The sequence below is a fragment of the Hymenobacter radiodurans genome (assembly GCF_004355185.1).
In the GTDB taxonomy this organism is placed as follows: Bacteria; Bacteroidota; Bacteroidia; order Cytophagales; family Hymenobacteraceae; genus Hymenobacter; species Hymenobacter radiodurans.
In genome coordinates this window covers 135,490-155,702 of record NZ_CP037921.1, presented here as the reverse complement: position 1 = coordinate 155,702, position 20,213 = coordinate 135,490, and the positions used below count along the sequence as shown (strand labels likewise).

Sequence of the window (20,213 nt, the reverse complement as noted above, 5' to 3'; positions counted from 1 at the left end):
GTTGCCGGTCCTCCGCTATCGTCCCTACGTTTTTACATACGGGCGGGTACCACCCCCGCGGCCAGTACCGCGCGTCGACACGACGACGGCCGTCACCGTCCAGGAGCAGCCCACCACCCTGCCCAGGCGGGTAAAGGCGGAAGGGCGGCCCCAAGTCGCGGACACGGGGGACCACGTGCGCAGAGCGAAAAAAGAGCCAGCGGGCGAGCCGGGCCGCCGGTATGCCAGAGCAACGCCCGGGGATACCGTGAGCAGCGCTACCCGGCCGGTGGCCCCGCGCGGGCCCCGCCAGTACGCCTCCCCCCAGTTATTCCGCGCCCAGACGCTGGTGCACTATAGCCTGCACTTTGTTTTCCCGGTCGTATTGGCGCTGGTGTTTTTCCCCGTGATGTGGCAAACCGCTTACCTGATTATGTTGGCTACAATGCTCATTGACTTGGACCACCTACTAGCCAAACCCATCTTCGACCCGTTGCGCTGCAGCATCGGGTATCACCCGCTGCACTCCTTCTATGCCATCCCGGTGTATGCGCTACTGCTGCTGCTGCCGGCGACGCAAATGGTGGCTGTGGGGCTGCTGTTCCACCTGTTCACGGATACGGTGGACTGCTTGTGGAACTTCAGCCACTGCCGCGAGTGCTACCTCAACTCCCGTATTTATGCCTTGCGCAACTGGGTGCGGAAGCTTCTGGGCCGGGAGGTGGTTGAGTAGGTTAGAACAGAAGAAAGGCTTGAATGGAGGCAGTACTTTAACAGTCATTCCGGAAGTCAGGCAACAAAGAGAAAAGGAGGAGCCCACGCTTGTTACCGGCTCCTCTTTTTCTCTTTGTAATCCCTCAGAAAGTGTCGCTGGCTGTTTCCCTAATCCTGGCAGATACAATGGCACTAACAATAGACTCGTCCATTTCGAAGACGCATTGGAGGGACGCCGGTCATGTAGTATCCCAAAACCTGCTTAAAATGACAGCTCCTCAACCTGGGATTATAGGTAGCAATTAGGAAGTCTTATCACAACCTGCTATTTATCAGTTAAGGACTGATAATATAGATTTTTCAAACCTAATGAAGTTTGAATGGGATGGCCATTCGGCTCAACCAATAGAGATTGTATGAGTTCCTGTGGATGCTGCACATTTTGGATTATAAAGGCGAGGCAACTTGGGAAACTTGCTTTAAAAGCTTTTTCGGTGTCAAGGATGAATATGGTTTTCTAGGGGTTACATTTTCGATGTTTCATTGCCTTCTCCTTGCAAAAGGAAAGGGAATTTAGAAAAATAAAAAAAATGATTAGCTGATTTTATGAGAAATAATTGGTTTCGAGGTTGTAAATTTTTTTTGGCTGTAATACACGCAGTCGCGGTTCTTTCGTGCCAGAAGGGAGTCGATAAAATACCCGTTTCCATAAAGGCTAAAAGCAAAGCCCAGGAGGTGGTAGACTTATCTATAAAAGCGCACGGCGGCAAATTGTTTGATAAAATCTTGGTTCGCTTCACCTTCAGAGAAAGGCAGTATACAGCTTTTAGAAATGATGGCTTTTTTACCTATACAAGAGCTTTTAGAGATTCTTCTGGCCATGTGAAGGACGTACTGCAGAACAACGGCTTTTACCGTGAAGTGAATGGCAAAAGGATTGACCTGTCAGAAGATAAAAAACTGGCCTACTCAAACTCTGTAAACTCTGTTATCTATTTTGCCTTATTGCCTTATGGTCTGAACGATGCCTCTGTCCACAAACAGTACCTGGGGCAGTTTATGCTGAAAAATATTCCTTTCCATAAAATTAAGGTAACGTTCAACCCGGAAGGGGGAGGAATTGATTTTGATGATGAGTTTGTGTATTGGATACACCCCCAAACATATAAAGTACACTATCTGGCCTATAGCTATAAAGTCAATGGAGGAGGGCTGCGGTTCAGGGAAGCTTTTAACGACAGGGAAATCAACGGCGTGGTGTTTCAGGATTATATAAATTTTGAACCCCTGTCTGACACCGCTTCGCTGGAACACTTGGACAAAGCTTTTCTAACCGAGAGCCTTAAAAAACTTTCCGACATTCACCTGGAGAATATTTTGGTAACCATCAACAAATAATGAAGACAACCTATTTAAACCTATTAGCAGGTGCTTTGGCAGTTGTAGCAGTTGTAAGCTGTAACAATCCCAGCCAACACAGAGATGAAACCCAGGCCAAGCTGACTACAAAAGCAGATGATAAGGAACAAATCTCTGCCTCTACGGAATCTCAGCCAGATACCATCAAGAAAAGTATTCCGTCAGAAACCAACGGAAAGATAGGCAAGGCCAACGTGCAGATTAACTATCACTCACCGGGTGTGAAAGATCGGACAATCTGGGGCGGACTAGTAGCATTTGACCAAGTATGGGTGACTGGGGCACACAAAGCAACTGCTGTCAAGTTTGATAAGGCAGTAAAAATTGACGGAAAGGAAGTGGCAGCAGGTACTTATGCCTTATTCACTATACCGGGGAGAGAAGAGTGGACCATCATCCTGAACAAAGATTATGAGCAACACCTGGCAGATGACTATGATCAGAAAAAAGACGTTCTGCGGGTAAAGGTAAAGCCGAAAACGCTTGATCAACACCAGGAAAGACTTAAGTACGAGATACATGCTACTACTACCGAAGAAGGAGCAATCACCATTTCTTGGGAGAAAGTCCAAGTTTCCTTGCCAGTAAGCACGAACTTCTACTAAGTATTGTGGCAAGGGCAAACAGTTAGAGTTCCTTTCCTAGATAGGCAAAAGTACTGGCATGAGCGGCGCTTTCCTTTTACATAGGGTGCTGCAGGTGGTTGTTCCAATGGCTATTGCGTGGTTGTTCTATCAGTCAATATTCAAGCGAGCCACCTTGTTGCTGCTGGCAGGGATCCTGATAGACTTAGACCACCTGCTGGCCAATCCAATTGTTGATCCCAACCGGTGCAGCGTAGGGTATCACCTGCTGCACCAATACTGGCTTATCCCAGTGTATGGACCAGGGCGTACGCATCAAAAATTCTAGACTTCTTTTCTAGCTTGTGAGAGCATACTGAGTTCGAAAACCTGAATGCTATAGCTGATTGGAAAACGGCACTAGCGCCGCAAAGGCACTTCGCTAGGTTTGATGCGTAAGCCCTGATCAACTACCCGCGATAAGGACTGATAAGACCCTTTATTCTTATCGGTCCCTATCCTAAGAGTAGCAATCCACCTTTCCGCTGGAATTACAGCGAAAGACGGTATCTTTTCCGCCTTTACTAGGGGGACTGCCATGACTGAATTCAAAAACGATTTGCTTCAACTCGCGCGTCACTTGGGTATAGCCGAGGCGGAGTTTGCTGCCGTTGGTATTCATTCTTGGCCTGCTATTATGCACCGGATAAAAACCACCTTTTTTATCCAATCCGAATCTAGTACTTCCTATTCTTGGTCTTGGGATAACCTAAAAAAACCGTACTGCCAAGTGCCCTTTGCGAATGGGCAGGCTTATAAGGTTTTACCGAGCCTCGTTGAGGACTCGGAGAAGGTATGGTTCGTAGCGTGTGACACGAAGTTCTGGCTCTTTGAAGGCACTGTCCGAGCCATCCAGCTTCTGATTCAAGAACATTACGCCTTTGAGTATTATCTCGTCTCTAAAAAGTATGCGTGGCTATTGTGCGAAACAGACCATGACGTTCTGCTTGGTGCAGGAAGCATGATGGCCAAGATGCGCCCGCTGCTTTCGCCTATAAGCTAAGTGGATAAATGCCGAGGCTATCGCAGTAAAGTTATGCATTGCGTCAGCTGAAAAGTTGAATGGTATCTACCACTATTCCCAGACCTTGCCTATAACTCCGATTATCCTATGTTCGCCAACCCGCCCTAACTTGAGGCTGCTGAGAAGGAAAAGGGAGGAATAAGATTCCGCCATTATGGGGCTATTGCAAGCTCGTTTGACATGACAATCCCCTCCCTTTTCTAGGGCTACTTTGGACAGTTCCACGAGGCCGCAGAGCCTGTATCAGGATAACAAAAGACTCCCTAGAAGTCCTTGTCGCGTCATCTTACCACCTTACTTACTGCTTGTTATGGTCTCGCACGTATTATTCTCTGTCGTTGGCATTGACGTGAGCAAAGCCACGCTGGCCGTCTGTTACCAAGTGGGTGAACAAGTCAAGCACTTGGAGGTGCCCAACACCAAAGCTGGCTTTCAGCAGGTAATCAAGACGTGCGGAGCGCACTGCCGGTTCGTGATGGAAGCCACCGGCACCTATAACCTGGCCCTGGCCTATTACCTGCATGAGCAGGGTGGCCAAGTCGCCGTGCTCAATCCCTTGGTCATCCGGCGCTTTATTCAGATGCATCTGAGCAAAGGCAAGACTGACCGCAAGGATGCCCAGTGGCTGCTGCGCTATGGCCAACAGCAGACAGTCACCGTCTGGCAGCCCGAGGAATCCGTACTGGTGGAGTGCCGCCAACTCGAACAGGTGACGGAGCAACTGCTCAAACAGAAAACCATGGTCAGCAACTCGCTCGAAGCGTTGCAGCGCCAACCGGTTATCAGTAAGTTGGCCTGTAAGCGCCTCCAGCGGTTGTTGAAAGCCCTCACCCAGCAGGTAGCAGCCGTGGAGACCGAGCTGCTGACTTTACTGGAACAGCGTTTTGCGGCGGAAATGACCTTGCTGTGCTCCATTCCCGGCATCGGGCGCAAGACGGCGGGCATGTTGCTCTTGTTTGCCGGCGGCTTTACGCGCCTGGATAACTACCGCCAGCTCATTGCCATGGCGGGCCTCTCGCCGCGCGAGCACAGTTCGGGCACGAGTATTCGCGGCAAGGTGCGCATCACCAAGATGGGCGGAGGCTTGATTCGCGGCAAACTGTTCATGTGCAGCTTCGCAGCCAAGAAAACCAACGCGGCCTGTAGCGCGCTTTTTGACCGCCTGGTGGCCAAAGGCAAGAACAAGAAACTCGCCTTGATTGCCGTCTGCAACAAGCTGCTCAAGCAAGCCTTTGCCATCGTCAAATCGGGCGTGCCCTACCAAGCTGATTTTACCTCCAAACTGGCCCTCAACGCTTGACTTTTAACACAGTTCATGTCAAGCGATATTTCTGCGAACATAAGTTCGATCTTAACGAAGGAAGATCTTCGTTAAGGTCTAATTATGCCTCTCAAGATCTTACTATGAAAAGAACGATTTATGTCGCCGTTGGGTGTAGCCTTGGTGCTGCACTTGTAGGTTTAGTAGCCGGCTATCGTCTAGCAATCTATAGGCAAGAAGAATTTTTTAGTTTAGAGAACGACATTCGCAGAGGAGCCAATGTGGATTACGAGGACACCTTGGTCAATGCCTCCGTTTTTCGCACCCAACTGCGGGAGACGCCTAACCTGGATACTGTATTCGCGCGGGTGCCTTTTCTAGCAAAGTGCATCCGGGTTCTGTGGCAGGATTCGGTAGCATTAGAGGCTATATCCATTCCTGCCCCGGGCGAGGACAACAACTTCTATCTGATCCGGGGTGATTCTATTACCCAACTATGGATGCGTCCGCGAAAAACCCGCTAGACTTCATCGGTCTTAGAAGGTAACGTTATGTTAAAAAGAGCATCTATGAACTTAGTTATGCAGGACAAAAGGCATTTCGGCCTGACAACAGGCGATGCCATCCGCTTGCTCGTCATTCATCTGCTTACCGCGATGCTAATCCTGTCCCCGTTTTTGCCCGGTCCCAGTGCCTTTAGCCAAGCGACGAATGCCCTCTTTAGTGTTTTTCAGCTCCTAAGCTTGCCCTGCCTGCTCCTCGTGCCCGTCGGCTTGCTATGGCTGTGGCACCAGCGGCGGCAAGCTAAGGCCACGCGCCTTGGCTTTTACCCACTGCTCGTGTGTACCCTACCCGTGATGCTATTCGTGCATAGTATCGGCAGTGCCCAAGTGCTTCGTTCGTGGAGCAGAAGCAGAGCCATCACCCGCAGTGCGCCGCTGTTGGCTGCGTTGGCAACCTACCAGGCAAAGCACCAGCGCTATCCGGTTCACTTAACCGAACTAAGTCCGCGCTACTTACCCCAGCTTCCTAGTCCCGGCGTGATGGGCATCGCAGGTTATGCGTATGAGACGCATCCGGACTGCTTCCAGCTCACCTTCGCCCAGAACGTGTTGTTAGGCTTTAACTTTGAAGTAGTGGCCTATGACCCGAGCGACCATCACCGGGCGCAAGGCGAGCTGTCCACGCTCTCTTCCGCCGGTGCCCCGCACTGGCAGTATTACATCTATGATTGACCAGGTACCGAGCCGCAACGGGTTTGATCAAGAGGATAGGTTTGCCGTCGTATAATGGCCATTATGATAAGTGACTTCTTAAATTTTGTATTGGTGTGAGAGCAGCGGTTGCTATCACTATTTCATGCAATTTGCTACGTATGAATCAACACCTTTACCTGTTCCTGGAATCCTTTCTGAACAAGCATTCCAAGAAGCAATGGTTGGACCAGGTGAACCGGGCCAAGCCGAGTGATAACTTGCTTCGGGGGATGGATGCCTTACCCCGAGAATTCGATGAGCGCTACTGCGTCAAACTAGCCAAAGGAAGCAAGCAGCAGGATATTGCTTTCGTAAACCAAGCCCTTGCCCGGTATAAGCTGACCACCTGTTATGTGCTGTCGGCTTACGCACCGTTGCATGAGCAAACGATGACAATCAGCGAAGCGCTGGACACGATCGTAGGGGATAGCTCCACGACGCTTATCTCCTTCATCGCGGGCAAAGTAGCCTATTTTGAAGGGCATTCGCCAGGGGACCGTTACCTCTGTATTCGCGAAGTATAATTAAGCAAAAGCGTTAGTTCATCTTCTGCGTTAACTCAATCGCCCAGCAGAATCAAAAACCCTTCTGTTTCCGGAGATGATACGCCCGCTTGTATCTCCTGCAACGCGTTAGTTGGGTAGCCCCGTTGCTGGGCCATCTCGATTAACTTTTGCCACTGGGTAAGGTATAAGCGGGCCTTGCCATAGGGATCAACCGGAATACCCGTGGTTTGCCCATACGCATAGAGTAAGTCCTCCAAGGGAGTATCAATTGCCAAGCTACCGAGGTATTGTTTCTTTTGTCCTGCCTGCCAGTAAATGTCTAGTCCCATAATGGCGCTTGGGTTGCATTTGTGAAAGGTACGCTAGTTAGACAAAAGGCAGAAAAGGCGCATCTGTCAGCTTGGCGGGTTTCGCGGAATCCTTTCTTAACATAAGATAGGTTATAAGAGCTGTCTTAGAATAAGTGCGGTTTTGGCCCTGTTGTCTCTGGCCTCAAACCGTGGTACTTTGGCGGGGACTAGGCTCCCATAGGGGCGTTTACGAAACTCGTTTTTTCGGAGTACTTCGTACACGTGGATTCGCAGACGAGTTTCGTACACTCCCCTGGCCCTACAGCGGCCGGCTGGCACTTGGTGCCGGCCAACTGCCAGGCGTTCACGGACAGGAGGGTCCGCATAGAACATGTGGGAAAATTACAGTAAGCGGTGGAGGCCAGGGGGTGGCGGTGGCGCACCGGGTCTTACAACTACATGATTGGCGGTCCGTTATTCTTTCTTCCAGCCATTATGGGTCAAGTTGAACAGCGTGACGTTTTCGGCGGCCGCACGGTCGCTCTTAAAATGGAATTTCTCCAAAACGCTGGTAGAACGGTGGTTTTCGAAGTGGGTATAGGCTTCTATTGCCTGTAGTCCGACCTGTTGAAACCCAAAGTGAATTACCGCTGCAATCGCTTCGTGCATAAACCCTTTTCCCTGACAGTCCGGTAATAATTCATACCCAATTTCTGCCTTCGAAGCGTTGTCCGAAAAGTTAAACAAGCAGACCGTTCCCATTACGTTGTCAGCCCCGCTCAGCGTAATAGCCCAATAAATTAAATCGTCGCGTTGGACATTTTCGTTAATGGTGTGGATGAAGGTCCTGGCCTCGTCAATTGATTTGCTGGGTCGCCTGTCCAGGTATTTGTTCACGTGCTCGTTCGAACGCAAAGCCAATATTTCCTGGTCATCGCTGCGTCTGAGTTGCCGCAATGTCAGCCGTCCGGTTTTCAACACTGGAAACGGTGTAAACCTTTTGCCCGTCATTTTTTCCTAACTAAGCGCTTTTGGGGGAATCGATCGTGAGGGAAAGCAAAATGGTGGTTTCGAGGAGGTGCAAGCGCTTTTAGGTACTGCAAACGACCTGCTACAAGTTGTAAAGATGGCTACATAAGGACCGATAAGAATAAAGGGTCGTATCGGTCCTAAAATAGGGTCGTCAGGTCGTCGCGGAGCAATAGCCGGCCAGCAGGGCCCGGCCGGGAACGGCATGGGGTGGCCGACCGCCGGTTAGCGCGGGAAGTAGATGGAAAAGGTCGAGCCCTGGCCCAGCATGCTGGCGACTTCGATTTTGCCGCCCCCGTTTTCCACCAGCTTCTTGACCATGTGCAGGCCCACGCCCGAGCCTTCCACGTGGGTGTGGTAGCGGCGGAATAAGCCAAACAACTGGTACTCGCCGCTCAAATCCAGGCCCAGGCCATTGTCCTGCACTTCTAACACCACGTACTCGGTTTCCACCCGGCTGCGGACCGTGACCTGGGCGGGCCGGGTGGGGTCATGGTACTTGAAGGCATTGCTGAGCAGGTTATACAGGACGGAACGCAGGTTTTTCTCCGCGAACGTGATGGTGGGCGTGGCCGCCACGTCCACCCGCAGCTGGCCGCCCACCTGCTGCTGCAGGCTAGCTAGGTCCAGGCGCACGGCTTCAATGAGCGGGGCCACGGCGACGGGGGCCGCCGTTTCACGGAAGGAATCCTGCAGCTTGGTGATGTCGGTGAGCAAAGCCAGGGTATGGGTGAAGCGCGCGATGGAGTCCTGCATCAGCTCCAATAGGACGGCCACGGCGCTGCCTTCGGCCGGGGCGGGCAGCTCCTGGCGCAGGGAGGTGAGCAGGCCTTCGAGGTTGGCGATGGGGCCTTCAGGTCATGGGAGGCCGTGTAGACGAAGTTGTCCAGGTCCATGTTGGTGCGCAGCAGTTGCTGGTTGCTGTTCCGCAATTCCGCGTTGCGGGCCTGCAGCGCCTGGTTGGCCACGGCCAGCTCCTCGTTCAGGGCCTGCACCTGCTGGCGGGCCTCCACCTGCTCGCTCACGTCGTAGGCGAAGTTCAGGACGCCGTCGATGCGGCCCTGGGCGTCGCGCAGGGCCTGAAAGAACACGTCGAAGTAGCGTACTTCCGGCTGGCCGGCGTTGGCATAATCCACGGCGGCGGGCATGGCGCGGCCGTAGAACGGCTCGCCGGTCTGGTACACCTGGTCGAGCAACTAAAAAAACTGCTGCCCGGCCAGCTCCGGCAGGGCCTGGCGCACGGGCTGGCCCTGCACCACGCGCGCGGGAAACTGCTGCTGGTAGCGCGGGTTAACGAGGGCGTACACGTGGTCGGGCCCCCGGTTGAGGGCCACTTGCGCCGGCATCTGCATCAGAATGTCGTGCAGGCGCTGCCGCTGGGCCTCGGCTTCGGCGCGGGCCGCCTGCTCCCGGGCCTGGCTCTCGCGCAAGGCCTGCTCGACCTGGCTCCGGTCTTGGTCGCTGGTATCGGTAAAGCTGACCACCAGCCGCTCGCCGCTGCGCTGGGCCACAATGTGGAAGTAGTTGTCGAGGCCGTCCGCTTGGTAGTTGACTTGGTGCCGGTCGGGGGCCCCGTCTTGGTACGCGCGCCGGTAGTAGTCGAAAATGCCGGCGGCGAGGGTATGCGGAAAATGGGTGAGCAGCCGCCCTCCCGGCTGCTCCGGCAGGCCCATCATGCGCTGGGCAGGGGGATTGAGGTACTCAATCGTGAAGTCGACCAGTTCGCTGGTGGTGTCATAAATGGGGCGTAGCACACCGATGCCCGTGAGCGAGACGTCCAGCACCGTTTGCAGCAGGTCGAAAGGAGCGGAGGGATCAGCTGTCAACCAGGGGGCAGGGAGCATAAGCAGAGGCACGAAAGAGCGAAGCGAGGCAAAGGTACAGCCGGGATCTCGGCCTTCCCAGTGGCTATACGCGACAGCCGAGGAGAACGAAGCATAGACGCTTCCTAATTAATGATTCCCTTCGACTAGACGAAAGCAAGAAGGAACTTCCAGCAGCAAGCCGTCTGGATTCTGGGAATCGTAGTTAACGTAATGGCCGTGACTGTTGCAAAACCCCCTCTAGTGAATCTACTCGGTCGCATCAATCACTAGTAAGAGGCGAAAAGGCTTGGTAGCGCCCCTAACTGGTGGCGTATGGAGGCACGAATAACCTGGTTTCCGCCCACTGACCGACTTTTGCAACAGCCACAGGGTCTTTTCGGTCCCTATACGGGAGGCTGAACAGTTGTTGAACGCTCGTTGCACACCTGTGCAGCGTCAACAGTCCGTACTGATAAGGCCGGCTTATCGGACCTTATCCTTGTCTAGCGCCAGACTTATGCCAACCCTTAGCGACCGGATCTGCGGGCGTAGCGCCCAAGTCTAGGGCACTGGTGCCCTTACGTCGGTATCAGATTGCCGGACCGCATCAAGGGAAAGGGAAGCTGCTGGTGGGGGAGGGTCAACGGCGGCTGGGGGCAGGGTTGCTGGCTTTCGCCTGGCTTGCAGCACTGGCGGGGCGGGGTGTGCCCCCGATAAAGCAGGCGGTTGATCACGACAATAGCGGCCCCAATGCCAAGTAGCGCTAAGACGGAGGCTTGTTGAGTTACCATCCAAGTAAGCAGATCATCGAACAGAAAGGAGCACTACGCATGAGCCTCCTATACGTAGTCTACCTAATTTTAGGATTGTTAGGGTCAGCTACAGCTACCTACCTGAGTACCTTAACGAAAGCAGTGGGCCCCGGATGAGCGGTGTTACTGCGGCTTAGGCAGCATCGGGGTGGATGCGGACGCCCGTGCGGCCCCCTGGAAGCCGGCCGTGGCTGCCACATTCACGGCTTCTAAAAGGACGGCGCCCGCAACGACCGGACTGCTGGTAGCCGTTCAACATGGAAAAAAGATCTACTGCGGCTTTTGGACGCCGAAGCACAGATTTACGACAGAATTGAAGGGTACTATGGCAGCTCCTTAGCGCGCTGGCGCACCCCATGCTTACTTAACAATTCCTTGTTTTGCAGAAGCTTTCTTGTTGTACCACGGGCCTCGCCTGGGGACTAATCAGTTTCGCGGCGGGGTTGGCAGGGTGCGACGCGGACCCGCCCTCAACCCACCGGCAGTCACCCACCTCAGCATCCGTCCTCGTGCCGAAAGCTGCGCAACAGGCCTTGCATCAACGGTTCCAGGGGCCGCTGGAGAAGCTGCACTGGCAGACGACGCCAACGGGTCTGACCGCCACTTTTCGCTGGCGGACGATTCCGATGCGGAGCCAGGTGACGCGCGGCGGCGTGATCGCAGAAACGGAACTGGAAGTAGAGGACCTCGACGTTCCGCCAGCGTTGTGGGATGCGCAGCAGCACCAGTATCCATCGTATCAGGTCCGGCAGCTGCGCTTGGTAGAAACCGGCAACAAGCGCTTCTTCCGGCTGCACCTAACCAGCCCCAGGGGCGAAACACGCGCCTATTCCTTCACCCGAGCTAGCGGGTTAGTGGTCGACCACTAACCCGCACACCCGCGTAGAACCTATTTGGCTGGGCTGGGCTCAACACAGCCCACCCTAGCTTTTCTTCTAACCCCTTTTTCCCGGCTATGCGACCCCTTGCTCTTCCTGTTCGCTGCGGGCAACTTGCTGTGATCAGCCTTGTCTGCCTACTAAGTCTGCCTGCGGGCGCGCAAGTCCAGCCGCCGCGCACCCCGGTGTACCCGCCTCCTGCTCCCCTCGCCACCGATACGGCGGCGGCCAACCAGGTCGGGCAAAGCCAGGAATTCGCGGTGCCTTCGGTCTTGGGCAGCGGCCCGAGCAAGGGCGTCGTGGCGCACTACGAACGGCTCAGCAACTTCTCTATTAGCACGAAGCTGCGGGACCAGAACCCCGAAGCCCGGGCGACGACCACCGTCACGAAAAATGCCCGCGCCTTTATCAAGGCCTATGCGCCCCTGATCAACCACCCGCATCTCAAGCTGATTCTGGGCGTGAACTACGACCGGGAGGAGTTTCAATTTAAGAGCCCTAATGCCTCCACGTTTTACCGCGACCTCGAAGATAAAGGCTTGAAGGTGCTGGGAGCCCAGCTGGCCGCTATTCGGCCGGTCGACCAGGTCCATTGGTACATCGCGCGGGTGAAGGGCGAGTTGAATGGCGACTATACCTCCGGCGAGCTGTCGGTGCCGGACTATCTAAAGGTGTCGGGTGAGTTTATTTACGGCTGGAAACGGTCGCCTACCTTCGCCTGGGGCGTGGGCGCGCAGCTTGGCTACACGTTTGGGCGTCAGAGCATCTACCCCGTTATCTTGTACAATCGGACGTGGAACAACCGATGGGGCGTGGAGTCGCTGTTTCCGGCTCGTGTGTCGGTGCGCTACAACCTGTCGCCCACCACCCTGCTGTTCGCGGGGTATACCGTGGACGGCTATAACTATAATATTAAGCTGCGCGAACCGCTGCAGAATGGCCTGCAGACCCTGATTCTGCGCCAGACCGAGCTCAAGCCCCGGGTGCGGCTGGAGCGGGAAATCTATGATTTCGTGTGGGTAGGCCTGGAAGCCGGTTACCGCTACAATGCCTCGTTCAACGCCCTGGATGAAGAGGGGAATGAAGGCCTAAGCCTGTTGCGCGGTAGCCCGCGTCCGCGTATTATTGACAATACGCTGGGCGGCGCCCCGTATGCCAGCGTGGAAATATTCTTGGTGCCCCCGCGTAAGTTCTTGCAGAAAACGACCAGCCAATAGCCCCCGCAGGCACCGTAAGTTACCTAATGGGGAGGGTTCGCGTTGGGCCGGACAAGGGACACCAGCCAGCGCCCCGCTTCGCGGGACCGGCCCGTGTAGAAACTGTCTACTAGTTGCACGTGCACCTGCCGTTGCCAGAAAAGCGGCAGCTGGGGGGCGACCGGCGAGAGCGAAAACACGACGATCGGGTGGTGGGGAACGGCCCGCCACTCCGGCTGTAACTGGGGAATGGAGCGCCCCGCCTGCCACACCTGCTTGATGTGCACCTCATCAAGGCTATACCAGGGCAGCTGTTGCAGGCCGGGATGCTGGCGCACCTGCGGTAAGCGCCGCAGGCCGGCCTTGTCCCGCCATTCCCACACCGGATAAGCGGGCATAAGCAGGGTGACCACCAGCGCGAGCAGCGTGACGGAGATTCCACTTAATCGGCCCGGGTGGGGGCGGCGGAAGCCATAGAATAGCGCCAGGGCCCCCAGCATCCCGAACGCGGGCACGGCGACCCAGAAGCGGACACTGTGCCCGTCGAAGCCAGGTAGCGGGAAGAACGCCATGGCCGCGGGTATCAGCCCGCACACCAACGCCAGCAAGCCCGCCCAACTTCTGAGCACCAAACGGTCAGCTCGGGGCACGACCCGCTCGCGAAACAGGACCTCCCAAGACCGGAGAAGCCCCCCATCAGCAACACCAGCGGCGGCAGCAGGGGCAGCATGTACCGCGTTTTCTTTTCGGGCACTACGCTTAGCAACACCAACGCGGTAATGAGCCAAGCCAGCGTGAACGCCACGGGCACATAGCGCTGAAGGCGGGGCCGGCTATAGGGCACCACGAGCGCGGCCAGGGCCACGATCACCCAGACGCCTGTGAACACCGGCAGCTGCCCATAGTACCAAAGGGACTTGACGTGGCGATCCGACCACGCCGCCACCTCTAGTTGGGCGACGCGCAGCGCCTCGGGTGCCACGTGGTAGAGTACATACCAAGGCCACGCTGCGCCCATCACTAGCCCTACGCCCGCCGCTACGAGCCCCCCGCGCCAGTGGGTACGGACCGTGGCCCGCCAGGGAGATAGGGGCGAGAGAAAGCAGCCCAGAAAGGGGAGCAGCAGGCTATACAGCGCCACGGGTCCTTTACTCAGGATACTCAACCCCAGGAATAAGCCCCCCAGCGCAAACCAGCCGTAGCCGCTGCCGCGCTGCCGCCAGCCCCGCACGAGCCCCCATAAGGCCCCGACCAAGAAGCTGTTAGAGAAGATATCCCACTGTCCATCACGGCCGACCGTGAGCAGCAGCAGGCTACTGGCCAGGACCAGCGCCGCGAGCCAGGCGGTGCGGCCCGGCGCTTCCACTTCGCCGGGCAAGTCGGCGGTGAGCTCCTGAGCGAGCCGCCAGAAGAAAAACACCAGCAGGGTAGCCATTAGCGCCGCCGGCAGCCGCAGTACCCCGAGGTTCTCCGTCGGTCCCGTCACGCGCATCACCGCTGCTACGGCCCAGGTCGGCAGCGGGGGCTTGGCCACCCGCAGCTCGCCGTTCATGGTCGGTAACAGCCAGGAGCCGCCGGCCGCAATTTCGCGGGCGGCCGTGAAATTGCGTGCTTCCATCAGGCTGGCCTCGGGGGCCCCCAGGTGCATAAAGCAACTGAACAAACACACGACCAGCAGGACCAGGGGGGAAGCCAGCGAACTGGGCGCAGGAAAGCAGAAATTACGAACAGAAAACGGACGTCACGGACAGCGCCGCGCGGTCGCGGAGGGAGTAGAAGTCTTGCGCGTTTCATCTGGTCACCCACTCTATAAACTGCTTCAGGCCTTCGGCCAGGGAAGTCTGGGGGGCATATCCCAGTAGCTGTTGGGCCTTGCTGATGTCGGCGTAGGTGACCTCCACGTCGCCGGCCTGCATGGGCTGAAACTCCAGCTGGGGGCAATGCCGACCGCATCGCCCACGGCTTGAATTAGCGCTAGCAGGCTCACAGGGTGGCTGTTCCCTAGGTTCACGGTGTGAAAGCCTGCTGGTTGGGACAGTAAGTACGCGACGCCTTTGGCCACGCCATCGACGGTATCCAGCACATAGGTGTAGTCGCGGGCGGTGGTGCCGTCGCCGAATACGGGTATTGGCTCACCCGCCCGCAGCAGGCGCACAAACTTGTGGATGGCCAGATCGGGCCGTTGGCGGGGGCCAAAGACGGTAAAGAAGCGGGCGTTCATGACGCTCAGCCCGTAGAGGTGGTGGTAGGTATAGGTCAGCTGCTCGCCGGCCAGCTTGGAAGCCGCGTAGGGGGAGATACACGCCTGCAGTAACGACTGATCCTCCCGAAAGGGCCGCTGGGGCGAATTGCCGTACACGGAGGACGAGGACGCAAAAAACAGCTTACCGATCCCCTGCAGCCGCATCCATTCCAGCAGGTGGGTAGTGCCCAGCACGTTGTTCTCCAGGTAAGCGGCTGGCTCGCGCACCGAGGGGCCCACACCAGCTTTGGCCGCCAGGTGCACCACCACCTCTACGGTCGTCTGGCCCAGTGCGTGGGTCAACGCGTCAGGGCCGGCGCGTAGGTCCAGCTCGTGGAAGCGAAACCGGGGATGCGCCAAAAAGCCCCCCAGGTTCGCCTCTTTCAGGGAGCGGGCATAAAACGGATCAAAGTTGTCCAGGCCCACAACCTGATAGCCGTCGGCCAACAGCCGCTCACACAGGTGAGAACCAATAAAGCCGGCGCAACCCGTAACCAAAACCGAAGGCATAAGCAAAGAGGGATACTCGACTAAAAACTAACACCGGCAATGAGGGGGCGAAGGTGACGGCCGATTCTGAAGAATATCTGTAGCTAGGCCACCAAGAGAATGTATCCGGAGGCAGTAGAGCAGTGGGTTCAGAAAGTCTTCAGATTCGTTCGCTACTTTTCGCCTTTCCCCTAAGCCCTGCTATTGTGAAAATTCTGATTGTGGAAGATGAGCCCACCCTGCGCACTTCCCTGGCCGACTACCTGCGCCAGGACGGGTACGTGATTGAGCTGGCAGCCAACTACGCGCAGGCCCACGAAAAGATCAAGCTCTACCAGTACGACTGCGTGCTGCTCGACCTAACGCTGCCCGACGGCAACGGCCTGAACTTACTGCGCACGCTCAAAGCCGATAGCTCCCCCGCCGGCGTGCTGGTCGTATCCGCCCGCGATGCCTTGGATGATAAAGTTCTGGGCTTGGAGCTGGGAGCCGATGACTATTTGGCCAAGCCCTTTCACCTGTCCGAGCTCAGCGCCCGCCTCCGAGCTATTATCCGGCGCCGCAACTTTCAGGGCAACCGCCACATCCTGTTTCAGGAATTAACCGTTTTCCCCGACCAGGGCCAGGTACTGGTTAAGGGTGAGCCCGTGGCCCTGACGCGGAAAGAATACGACCTGTTACTGTACCTACTCGCCCACCCCGGTCGCGTCCTGACGAAGGAATCAATTGCCGAGCACGTCTGGGGCGACGCGGCGGACGCGGCCGACTCGTTTGATTTTATCTATACGCACCTGAAGAACCTGCGCAAAAAGCTGCAGGAAAAAGGGGCGGGCGATTATATCCGCACCATTTACGGAATGGGTTACAAGCTGAGCGTCGAATGAAATTACTGGCCGCTACCAACCGCTATTACCTTTTGCTGGCGGGCTTGCTGTTCACGATCGGCAGCGTGCTGCTGTACGTGGGTGTGCTGTGGGCGCTGCGGGAAGAAGTAGAAGAGCGCTTGTTTCAGCAGCGGGAGTACCTCACGCGGGCCGTGCAGCGTACCGGTAAGTTGCCCAATACGCCCTTTGAAGGGCGCACGAGCCTCAGCGCCACGCCCCAGCCAGTGGGTCTGCGCGACGTACTGCTCCTCGAGCCCCTGGAAAATGAGCTGGAGCCCTACCGGCAACTGACCTTTGTCCTACCCCTGGAGGGCCGCCCCCAGTGGGTGTCCCTGAGTAAATCCTTGCTGGAAACCAAGGATGTGCGGCGGCTTATCCTGCAGTTGTTACTGGGCGTGCTGGGTTCGTTGCTGGGCGGGATGGTGGTGCTGAACCGTTGGCTGGCCCGCCGCCTCTGGGCCCCGTTTGAGCGCACCCTGCACCAACTGCAAGGCTATGACGTGCGGCACCACCAGGTTCTGCACCTGCCCGATACCCGCATCGAGGAATTCACGCAGCTCAACCGCGCGCTTACCAGCATGAGCCAGCGCGTGGCCAACGACTACACCATGCTCAAAGAGTTCACCGAGAACGCGGCCCACGAAACGCGGACGCCGCTGGCCATCATGCAAGCCAAACTCGAGCAGCTGCTCCAACTCCCGGATTTACCGCCCGCCGCGGCGCCCCTGATTAGTGACCTGTACACGGCGACCCAGCGGCTCACCCGGCTGCACCAGAGCCTGACGCTGTTGAGCAAAATTGAAAATCGGCAATTCATCGCTGCCGAGCCCATCCGTTTGGAGGAGGTGCTGCGCGAGAAACTGCACCAACTGGAAGATTTTATTCAGGCCAAGCGCCTGCGCTTGGAAGTATCGCTAACCCCCGTGCCAGCGCTTCCGCTCCACCCCGCTCTGGTCGATTCCTTGGTCAGCAACCTGCTACACAATGCCATCCGCCACAATCATGAGGGCGGGCTGCTGCGCGTTCTGCTCACGGCTACGGAGTTGGAAATAACCAACACGGGTCCGGCTTTACCCGCAAAGGAGCAGCCGGCGCAATTTTTCGAGCGCTTTCGCAAGCATAATATGGCCTCCGATTCGCCGGGACTGGGCCTCTCTATTGTGCAGCGCATCGGCGAGTTATACGGTTTTGACATTCACTATGCGTACGCCCCCGAGCAGGCCCTGCACACACTACGCGTTGTTTTTTAAGCTGCTAAGCGAATCAACCGGGGTTGGGTCCAAGGGTTGGGTCCGGGCGGCGGGGCCGGTGCGCAGGCGTAGCGCGTGAAACCGAAACCTGAGGCGTTTTGCCGCCCTGATTTCGCCCGCACTATAAAAAATTAAACAATGTTTTTTTTACGCCGACGTCTAGCATCCCTTACCCCCTGGCTTACTCTCCCTCTGCTACCGGTTGCTGATCGGGCTACTAAATGCCTTGACCAATGGCGCTAGTGAGCACCCAAACCGCTGCCTTGGGCCTCGGGTTTATGGCGCAGCTGCTGTTTTCGAGCCGCATTATTCTGCAGTGGATTGAGAGCGAGCGGGCCAAGCGCGTGCTCGTGCCGGTGCGGTTCTGGCAAATCAGCTTGATCTCATCGTTGCTGATGATCCTGTACGGCATGCTGCGCCACGACCCCATTATTCTGGCGGCTCAACTGATCAGCTACGGCATTTACATTCGCAACCTGCAGCTGCTAGGCGAGTGGGGCAAGCTCCACGGCGCTTTTCGGGCGGGCGCTTACACGTTTCCCTTAGCAGCTATTGGCTGGTTTGTGGTCGGCACCTCGTTTTTTAGTCTGCGCACCATGCTCGAAAACCGGATTCCGGGCGGGGTGCTGGTGCTAGGGGCCGTGGGCCAGACCATCTTTCTGCTGCGCTTCGTCTACCAGTGGCTGTACTCCGAGCGCAAGGGCGAGTCGGTGCTGCCCCTGGGCTTCTGGCTGGTCAGCCTGATTGGCTCCGCCCTGATTCTGGCCTATGCCGTGCTGCGCCGCCCCGTGGATTACGTGCTGATTTTGGGTAATGTACCGGGCATCGTGGTGTATGCCCGCAACGTGGTGCTGCTGCGTCGGGAGATCAAAGGGCTGCGGGTGGAGGAAATAGAGCAATGACGAACGAGGCAATGAGGGTGCGATTGTTCAGGCTTTTTTTCGGGTTAAAGCGGTGTTTAAGATGCCTCTAGGGCCCCTACAGATTTGCTTCAGAAACGCCGCCTAACCTTGTGCGTACTGCCGCTTCCTGCATCCACTACCTCTGCCTATAGTGCTACTTCACTGAGATTAAAATGGCATTAAAATTAATTCTAACCTGCCACCTTCATTAGTAGTCCTATTTCATGCCCCGCGATGCAGCCGTTGCACGTTCTTTTTCCGATGCCCCACTACCCGTTGCCGTGACCGTTACCTCCCTGAATCAAACCCCTGTTCCCCTGGTTACCTCACCCCGCTGGCGCGGCCTCTGGCTGTTGGCGCTGCCCCTGCTGCTGACGGGCTGCGCCGGCACCAAGTCCACCTACACCCGTGAGCACGTGGCCCAGCGCCTGCGGGCCCGGGCCGGCTACGAGCTGGGCGCGGCCCGCACGGCCCGCGCCCCGGCTCCTGCGCTGCCCAACCTGCAGGACGGCCTGAGCGAGGACGAAACCGTGAACCTGGCCCTGACGCGCAACCCCGCCTTTCAGGCCGACCTAAGTGCGCTGGCTCTGGCGCAGGCTGACCTGCAGGACGCGGGCCTGCTGGCCAACCCCGTGCTCAGCGGCGTGACGGCCTTTGGCACCTCGCCCGCGTCCCTGGCGTTGAACTTCGCCTCCGATCTGCTCTGGCAGCGCCCCGGCCGGGTCCGGGCCGCCCAGCTGGAAACCCAGCGCGTGGCCGAAAGCCTGGTGTCCCGCGGCCTGCTGGTGAGCCGCGACGCGCAGGTATCGTACACTGACATCACCCTGGCCGATGAGCGGCTACGCATCGCCCGCGAGGCCATTGCCATGCGGGCCGAAGTGGCGCGCATTGTGCGCGCTCGCTACCGCGTGGGCGAAGCCAGCGAGCTGGAAACCGTGGCCCCCAGCGCCGACTCCTTGCGCGCGGTGGATGATTACTACCGCGCCCGCCGCGACGCCCAAGTGGCTCGCCTGCGTCTGCTGGCCACCTTGGGGCTGGATTCGGTAAATGCCGACTCCGTGCGGTTCACTGCGGCCCCTGCGGCGGCTACCACGGTGCCACCACTGCCCGTGCTGCTGGATTCGGCCTACGCCGCCCGGCCCGACCTGTGGGCCGCCCGCATCGGTATTGAGGGCATCGGCAAGCGGCTGCGGTGGGAGCGGAGCCGGGTGTTTTCCTTCGTGCTCTCGCTCAACGCCCGCCTCAACGACCCCAATCCGGTGCACCTAGGGCCGGGCGCGGCCATCGGTCTGCCCATTTTTAACCGCAACCAAGGCCGCATCTCCCGGGTGAAAGCCGAACTGGAGCAGGCTTCCTGGCAGTACCTGGCCTTGCGCCAGACCGTGAACCTGGACGTGCGTGAAGCCTATGCCCAGTACGAGCAGGCTGCGCAGAGCGTAGCCCTGTGGGAGCGCAGCTACCTGCCCAGCCTGCAGGACGCGCTGCGCCGCTCGACCAGCGCCTTCATCAACGGCGACTTTCCCTACGTGCAGGTGGCTGAAACCACCCGCCAATTGCTCGACGCTCGTCAGCGCGTCGCCGACGCCCGCGCCGACCAGCGCCGCGCCCTGGCCCGGCTACGCTACGCCGTGGGCGGCCGGTTTTAATCTCTAAT

The 20,213-nt window shown here is 57.2% G+C and carries 24 protein-coding genes; 15 read left to right on the top strand and 9 right to left on the bottom strand.

Annotation, left to right across the window (positions count from 1 at the left end; translation table 11 throughout):
• Position 1 precedes the first annotated feature (1 nt).
• The 9 genes from EPD59_RS23390 to EPD59_RS00685 all read left to right on the top strand — a co-directional run bounded on the left by EPD59_RS23390 (position 2) and on the right by EPD59_RS00685 (position 6,800).
• Positions 2–712 carry a DUF6122 family protein gene (locus EPD59_RS23390; protein WP_317128344.1) on the top strand — a complete coding sequence of 237 codons (711 nt, stop codon included), beginning with the start codon at positions 2–4 and terminating at the stop codon, positions 710–712.
• 587 nt (positions 713–1,299) lie between these two features.
• Positions 1,300–2,091, top strand: a complete 792-nt coding sequence (locus EPD59_RS00720; protein ID WP_133271121.1) for a DUF6503 family protein — start codon at positions 1,300–1,302, stop codon at positions 2,089–2,091.
• Positions 2,091–2,717 carry a DUF2911 domain-containing protein gene (locus tag EPD59_RS00715; RefSeq protein ID WP_133271120.1) on the top strand — a complete coding sequence of 209 codons (627 nt, stop codon included), beginning with the start codon at positions 2,091–2,093 and terminating at the stop codon, positions 2,715–2,717. The genes EPD59_RS00720 and EPD59_RS00715 overlap by 1 nt, the downstream gene beginning before the upstream one ends.
• Before the next feature lie 58 nt (positions 2,718–2,775).
• Complete coding sequence (locus tag EPD59_RS22050; RefSeq protein ID WP_133271119.1) at positions 2,776–3,024, top strand: DUF6122 family protein; 249 nt, start codon at positions 2,776–2,778, stop codon at positions 3,022–3,024.
• 249 nt (positions 3,025–3,273) lie between these two features.
• On the top strand, positions 3,274–3,738 hold the full coding sequence (locus tag EPD59_RS00705; RefSeq protein ID WP_133271118.1) for a DUF6756 family protein: 465 nt from the start codon (positions 3,274–3,276) through the stop codon (positions 3,736–3,738).
• 331 nt (positions 3,739–4,069) lie between these two features.
• Entirely contained in the window at positions 4,070–5,059 is a 990-nt protein-coding gene (locus EPD59_RS00700; protein ID WP_133271117.1) for an IS110 family RNA-guided transposase, read from the top strand.
• Between the two features lie 242 nt (positions 5,060–5,301).
• A complete protein-coding gene (locus EPD59_RS00695) occupies positions 5,302–5,544 on the top strand; it encodes a hypothetical protein (RefSeq protein ID WP_133271116.1) in 243 nt (80 codons plus the stop codon).
• Positions 5,545–5,589: 45 nt separating this feature from the next.
• Positions 5,590–6,255: a hypothetical protein gene (locus EPD59_RS00690; RefSeq protein ID WP_133271115.1), complete on the top strand. Its 666-nt coding sequence runs from the start codon at positions 5,590–5,592 to the stop codon at positions 6,253–6,255.
• Positions 6,256–6,395: 140 nt separating this feature from the next.
• Positions 6,396–6,800, top strand: coding sequence for a hypothetical protein (locus EPD59_RS00685; protein WP_133271114.1), 405 nt, complete (start codon positions 6,396–6,398; stop codon positions 6,798–6,800).
• A 35-nt stretch (positions 6,801–6,835) separates the two neighbouring features.
• On the opposite strand, the gene EPD59_RS00680 is transcribed toward EPD59_RS00685, so the two are convergent.
• The 6 genes from EPD59_RS00680 to EPD59_RS00655 all read right to left on the bottom strand — a co-directional run bounded on the left by EPD59_RS00680 (position 6,836) and on the right by EPD59_RS00655 (position 10,697).
• Entirely contained in the window at positions 6,836–7,111 is a 276-nt protein-coding gene (locus tag EPD59_RS00680) for a hypothetical protein (protein WP_133271113.1), read from the bottom strand.
• A gap of 435 nt (positions 7,112–7,546) precedes the next feature.
• Complete coding sequence (locus EPD59_RS00675) at positions 7,547–8,083, bottom strand: GNAT family N-acetyltransferase (protein WP_133271112.1); 537 nt, start codon at positions 8,081–8,083, stop codon at positions 7,547–7,549.
• Positions 8,084–8,326: 243 nt separating this feature from the next.
• On the bottom strand, positions 8,327–8,857 hold the full coding sequence (locus EPD59_RS00670; RefSeq protein WP_165963423.1) for a sensor histidine kinase: 531 nt from the start codon (positions 8,855–8,857) through the stop codon (positions 8,327–8,329).
• Entirely contained in the window at positions 8,857–9,297 is a 441-nt protein-coding gene (locus tag EPD59_RS00665; protein WP_133271110.1) for a hypothetical protein, read from the bottom strand. The genes EPD59_RS00670 and EPD59_RS00665 overlap by 1 nt, the downstream gene beginning before the upstream one ends.
• Positions 9,298–9,945 carry a hypothetical protein gene (locus tag EPD59_RS00660; protein ID WP_133271109.1) on the bottom strand — a complete coding sequence of 216 codons (648 nt, stop codon included), beginning with the start codon at positions 9,943–9,945 and terminating at the stop codon, positions 9,298–9,300. It abuts the gene before it with no gap.
• A gap of 539 nt (positions 9,946–10,484) precedes the next feature.
• On the bottom strand, positions 10,485–10,697 hold the full coding sequence (locus tag EPD59_RS00655; RefSeq protein WP_133271108.1) for a hypothetical protein: 213 nt from the start codon (positions 10,695–10,697) through the stop codon (positions 10,485–10,487).
• Between the two features lie 554 nt (positions 10,698–11,251).
• Here EPD59_RS00655 and EPD59_RS00650 point away from each other — a divergent pair.
• Positions 11,252–11,587 (top strand): hypothetical protein, encoded by a 336-nt coding sequence (locus EPD59_RS00650; protein WP_133271107.1) that lies wholly within the window; start codon positions 11,252–11,254, stop codon positions 11,585–11,587.
• Positions 11,588–11,715: 128 nt separating this feature from the next.
• On the top strand, positions 11,716–12,813 hold the full coding sequence (locus tag EPD59_RS00645; protein ID WP_133271106.1) for a DUF6268 family outer membrane beta-barrel protein: 1,098 nt from the start codon (positions 11,716–11,718) through the stop codon (positions 12,811–12,813).
• 23 nt (positions 12,814–12,836) lie between these two features.
• Here EPD59_RS00645 and EPD59_RS00640 read toward each other — a convergent pair whose 3' ends face one another.
• From EPD59_RS00640 to EPD59_RS00630, 3 genes are all read right to left on the bottom strand, one after another.
• Entirely contained in the window at positions 12,837–13,364 is a 528-nt protein-coding gene (locus EPD59_RS00640; protein WP_133271105.1) for a hypothetical protein, read from the bottom strand.
• Between the two features lie 11 nt (positions 13,365–13,375).
• Entirely contained in the window at positions 13,376–14,440 is a 1,065-nt protein-coding gene (locus EPD59_RS00635) for an ArnT family glycosyltransferase (RefSeq protein ID WP_133271104.1), read from the bottom strand.
• A gap of 171 nt (positions 14,441–14,611) precedes the next feature.
• A complete protein-coding gene (locus EPD59_RS00630) occupies positions 14,612–15,544 on the bottom strand; it encodes an NAD-dependent epimerase/dehydratase family protein (protein ID WP_317128343.1) in 933 nt (310 codons plus the stop codon).
• Between the two features lie 185 nt (positions 15,545–15,729).
• On the opposite strand from EPD59_RS00630, the gene EPD59_RS00625 reads away from it, so the two are divergent.
• The 4 genes from EPD59_RS00625 to EPD59_RS00610 all read left to right on the top strand — a co-directional run bounded on the left by EPD59_RS00625 (position 15,730) and on the right by EPD59_RS00610 (position 20,205).
• Entirely contained in the window at positions 15,730–16,407 is a 678-nt protein-coding gene (locus EPD59_RS00625) for a response regulator transcription factor (protein WP_133271103.1), read from the top strand.
• A complete protein-coding gene (locus EPD59_RS00620; protein ID WP_133271102.1) occupies positions 16,404–17,657 on the top strand; it encodes a sensor histidine kinase in 1,254 nt (417 codons plus the stop codon). Before EPD59_RS00625 ends, EPD59_RS00620 begins: the two co-directional genes overlap by 4 nt.
• Positions 17,658–17,890: 233 nt before the next feature.
• Entirely contained in the window at positions 17,891–18,559 is a 669-nt protein-coding gene (locus EPD59_RS00615) for a lipid-A-disaccharide synthase N-terminal domain-containing protein (protein ID WP_133271101.1), read from the top strand.
• A gap of 224 nt (positions 18,560–18,783) precedes the next feature.
• On the top strand, positions 18,784–20,205 hold the full coding sequence (locus tag EPD59_RS00610; protein WP_133271100.1) for a TolC family protein: 1,422 nt from the start codon (positions 18,784–18,786) through the stop codon (positions 20,203–20,205).
• Positions 20,206–20,213: the final 8 nt, after the last annotated feature.

Excerpts from the sequence above, each read along its gene's own strand:
- EPD59_RS00720 (WP_133271121.1), top strand. The coding sequence starts at position 1,300 with ATGAGAAATAATTGGTTTCGAGGTTGTAAATTTTTTTTGGCTGTAATA.
- EPD59_RS00715 (WP_133271120.1), top strand. The coding sequence starts at position 2,091 with ATGAAGACAACCTATTTAAACCTATTAGCAGGTGCTTTGGCAGTTGTA.
- EPD59_RS22050 (WP_133271119.1), top strand. The coding sequence starts at position 2,776 with ATGAGCGGCGCTTTCCTTTTACATAGGGTGCTGCAGGTGGTTGTTCCA.
- EPD59_RS00705 (WP_133271118.1), top strand. The coding sequence starts at position 3,274 with ATGACTGAATTCAAAAACGATTTGCTTCAACTCGCGCGTCACTTGGGT.
- EPD59_RS00700 (WP_133271117.1), top strand. The coding sequence starts at position 4,070 with ATGGTCTCGCACGTATTATTCTCTGTCGTTGGCATTGACGTGAGCAAA.
- EPD59_RS00690 (WP_133271115.1), top strand. The coding sequence starts at position 5,590 with ATGAACTTAGTTATGCAGGACAAAAGGCATTTCGGCCTGACAACAGGC.
- EPD59_RS00685 (WP_133271114.1), top strand. The coding sequence starts at position 6,396 with ATGAATCAACACCTTTACCTGTTCCTGGAATCCTTTCTGAACAAGCAT.
- EPD59_RS00680 (WP_133271113.1), bottom strand. The coding sequence starts at position 7,111 with ATGGGACTAGACATTTACTGGCAGGCAGGACAAAAGAAACAATACCTC.
- EPD59_RS00675 (WP_133271112.1), bottom strand. The coding sequence starts at position 8,083 with ATGACGGGCAAAAGGTTTACACCGTTTCCAGTGTTGAAAACCGGACGG.
- EPD59_RS00670 (WP_165963423.1), bottom strand. The coding sequence starts at position 8,857 with ATGCAGGACTCCATCGCGCGCTTCACCCATACCCTGGCTTTGCTCACC.
- EPD59_RS00660 (WP_133271109.1), bottom strand. The coding sequence starts at position 9,945 with ATGCTCCCTGCCCCCTGGTTGACAGCTGATCCCTCCGCTCCTTTCGAC.
- EPD59_RS00655 (WP_133271108.1), bottom strand. The coding sequence starts at position 10,697 with ATGGTAACTCAACAAGCCTCCGTCTTAGCGCTACTTGGCATTGGGGCC.
- EPD59_RS00640 (WP_133271105.1), bottom strand. The coding sequence starts at position 13,364 with ATGGCGTTCTTCCCGCTACCTGGCTTCGACGGGCACAGTGTCCGCTTC.
- EPD59_RS00635 (WP_133271104.1), bottom strand. The coding sequence starts at position 14,440 with ATGCACCTGGGGGCCCCCGAGGCCAGCCTGATGGAAGCACGCAATTTC.
- EPD59_RS00630 (WP_317128343.1), bottom strand. The coding sequence starts at position 15,544 with ATGCCTTCGGTTTTGGTTACGGGTTGCGCCGGCTTTATTGGTTCTCAC.
- EPD59_RS00620 (WP_133271102.1), top strand. The coding sequence starts at position 16,404 with ATGAAATTACTGGCCGCTACCAACCGCTATTACCTTTTGCTGGCGGGC.
- EPD59_RS00615 (WP_133271101.1), top strand. The coding sequence starts at position 17,891 with ATGGCGCTAGTGAGCACCCAAACCGCTGCCTTGGGCCTCGGGTTTATG.
- EPD59_RS00610 (WP_133271100.1), top strand. The coding sequence starts at position 18,784 with ATGCCCCGCGATGCAGCCGTTGCACGTTCTTTTTCCGATGCCCCACTA.